This is a genomic window from Corynebacterium sp. TUM25020, assembly GCF_056388495.1.
In genome coordinates this window covers 1-3,097 of sequence record NZ_JBWJFG010000018.1, presented here as the reverse complement: position 1 = coordinate 3,097, position 3,097 = coordinate 1, and the positions used below count along the sequence as shown (strand labels likewise).

2 protein-coding genes are annotated in these 3,097 nt (G+C 59.0%); one reads left to right on the top strand and one right to left on the bottom strand.

Features of this window, described 5'->3' with window-relative positions; genetic code table 11:
* The coding region (locus AC05K6_RS10155) for an aldolase/citrate lyase/malate synthase family protein (RefSeq protein WP_476728469.1) at positions 1–1,090 on the bottom strand (1,090 nt) is incomplete at its 3' end.
* A 497-nt stretch (positions 1,091–1,587) separates the two neighbouring features.
* Between AC05K6_RS10155 and aceA the strand changes: the two genes are divergently transcribed.
* A complete protein-coding gene (aceA, locus tag AC05K6_RS10150; protein WP_473964306.1) occupies positions 1,588–2,883 on the top strand; it encodes an isocitrate lyase in 1,296 nt (431 codons plus the stop codon).
* Positions 2,884–3,097: the final 214 nt, after the last annotated feature.

Here is a 3,097-nt window from a genome sequence, read left to right as displayed (position 1 = left end):
AGATCTCCTCACCGTTCTGATCCAAGATCGCCGGATTCTGCATCAGGTGACCAACATTACGCACGAACAGCAGGGAACGGCCGTGCAGACGCAGCTCCTCACCATCGCGGGAGGTAAACACGCGGTCATCGTTCAGCTTACGAGTGAAGGTCTTGCCGCCCTTCTCCACTTCCTCGGTGAGGTTGCCGGTGTTCAGACCCAGCCAGTTGCGGTAGCCCAGGGTCTTGTCGGTTGCGTCGACAGCGGCGACGGAGTCCTCGAAGTCCATGATGGTGGAGATTGCGGACTCAAGGTTCAGATCCTTGACGCCGGCCTTGTCGGTCTTGCCGATCGGGGATTCCGGGTCGATCTGAATGTCAATGTACAGACCGTTGTTGTACAGCAGAATGTCGGTCGGGTTGGCCTTGTCGCCGCCGAAGCCTGCGTAGACCTCCGGGTTGCGCAGGTGAACGTCATTGCCGTCGATGGTGGCGGTGAACTGGCCGGACTCAACCGCGTACTTGGTGACGTCCTTGTGGGAGCCGGACTCCAGGGGTACTACGCGATCCAGGAACTCGCGGCCCCACTCGATGACCTTGTCGCCGCGAACCTTGTTGTAGCCGGTGCCCTTTTCCTGGCCGTTGTCCTCGGAGATAGCGTCGGTGCCGTAGAGGGCGTCGTACAGAGAACCCCAGCGGGCGTTCGCCGCATTCAGGGCGAAGCGGGCGTTCAGGATCGGCACAACTAGTTGCGGACCGCCGGTGGTTCCAACCTCCGGGTCAATGTTCTGGGTCTTAATCTCGAAATCGCCCGGCTCGTCAACCAGGTAGCCGATTTCCTTCAGGAACGCGGTGTACTCCTCCGGATCCTGAGCACCCTTGTGGTCGGCGTACCAGGCATCCATCTTTTCCTGTAACTCGTCGCGAGTGTTGAGCAGCTCGCGGTTGCGCGGGGTGTACTCCTCGACGATCTTGCCGAAGCCATCCCAGAACTTCTCCTGCTCCTCGGCGGAATCCTTGCCAATGACAGGAAGTACCTCGGTGTTCACGAAGTCGTAAAGGGTCTTGGCAACCTGAAGGCCGCCGGCGGTTACACGCTCGGTCTGGGTCATGGTGACTCCTCACTTATTGGTCGATCTACCTATTCAAAGGTCTCTACTCACAAAGACTAGGTGACTTCCCTCACCATGGGCACGAAGTTGGTTATAGATCGCACTTTTCTCACCCCCACAGACGGGGACTTTCGGGCATGACTATTTCTCTTTTTCTTTTTGACGCCGCGCCTCATCCCGTGGCGCACCACACCTATAAGTCCAGCAAGAGAGCCAGATCACGTTCTAACCCTGGGGCGTCATTAAGAAACAGGAGGGAGAAAAACTTCACAAAATTAACAAAAAGAGTCACCACCCCCACACATAAATATCCGCCTGACCGGCATTGACGCGGTTATTTGGGTTGGTACTCTCATAGGCAGAGACACGAAACGCAGACTTCACCTAACGGTGACGTTAGGCCTCCGAGTGTGCGAATCGCTGTCCCCCCGCCAGGAACCCCCGGGCAGGGACCAAGACATAACTCTCCCCTTAATTAGTAAGGAAGTGACCCCTACATGTCGAACGTCGGCAAGGCACGTACCGCTGAAGAAATCCAGAAGGACTGGGACGAGAACCCCCGTTGGGCTAACGTCGAGCGCGATTACACCGCAGAGCAGGTCGCTGAGCTGCAGGGCACCGTTGTTGAAGAGCACACCCTGGCACGCCGCGGCGCTGAGATCCTGTGGGAAGCAGTCAACAAGGATGACGATTCCTACATCAACGCTCTGGGCGCACTGACCGGCAACCAGGCTGTTCAGCAGGTCCGCGCAGGCCTGAAGGCTGTTTACCTGTCCGGTTGGCAGGTCGCTGGTGACGCCAACCTGTCCGGCCACACCTACCCCGACCAGTCCCTGTACCCGGCTAACTCCGTTCCGTCTGTTGTTCAGCGCATCAACAACGCGCTGTCCCGCGCTGACGAGATCGCTCGCGTTGAGGGCGACACCTCCGTTGACAACTGGCTGGTTCCGATCGTTGCCGACGGCGAAGCTGGCTTCGGTGGCGCACTGAACGTTTACGAGCTGCAGAAGGCCATGATCAAGGCCGGCGCTGCAGGTACCCACTGGGAGGACCAGCTGGCCTCCGAGAAGAAGTGTGGCCACCTGGGCGGCAAGGTTCTGATCCCGACCCAGCAGCACATCCGTACCCTGAACTCCGCACGTCTAGCAGCTGACGTTGCCAACACCCCGACCCTGGTTGTTGCTCGTACCGACGCTGAGGCCGCTACCCTGCTGACCTCCGACGTTGACGATCGCGACAAGCCGTTCCTGACCGGCGGCCGCACCGCTGAGGGCTTCTACAACGTCCAGAACGGCATCGAGCCTTGCATCGCTCGTGCGAAGGCATACGCTCCGTACGCCGACCTGATCTGGATGGAGACCGGCACCCCGGATCTGGAGCTGGCTAAGAAGTTCGCTGAGTCTGTTCGCTCCGAGTTCCCGGATCAGCTGCTGGCTTACAACTGCTCCCCGTCCTTCAACTGGTCTGCACACCTGGACGACGACACCATCGCCAAGTTCCAGAACGAGCTGGGCGCAATGGGCTTCAAGTTCCAGTTCATCACCCTGGCTGGCTTCCACGCTCTGAACCACTCCATGTTCGACCTGGCTTACGGCTACGCCCGCAACCAGATGTCCGCATTCGTGGAGCTGCAGAACCGCGAGTTCGCTTCCGCCAAGGAGCGCGGCTTCACCGCTGTGAAGCACCAGCGCGAGGTCGGTGCAGGCTACTTCGACAAGATCGCCACCACCGTCGACCCGAACTCCTCCACCACCGCTCTGAAGGGCTCCACCGAGGAGGGCCAGTTCCACTAAGCCGCTTGCTCTCCAAGCGCTAGGAACTAGCTGCGCGGGCTTCTAGGCCTGTGACATGCTCAAACCCCGGTCAGCACGCAAGTTGAGCTGCTCCCCATTAGTTGGACTGAGAAATCAGTTACCGACTAGTGGGGAGTAGTTTTCATTGAGAGCACGAAGTTCGCTAAGTGAGCATCAGCGCGAGCAGTTGGTTGAACTATTTGAGCAAGGCATG

Coding starts and splice junctions, on each gene's coding strand:
- aceA (WP_473964306.1), top strand. CDS start 1,588: ATGTCGAACGTCGGCAAGGCACGTACCGCTGAAGAAATCCAGAAGGAC.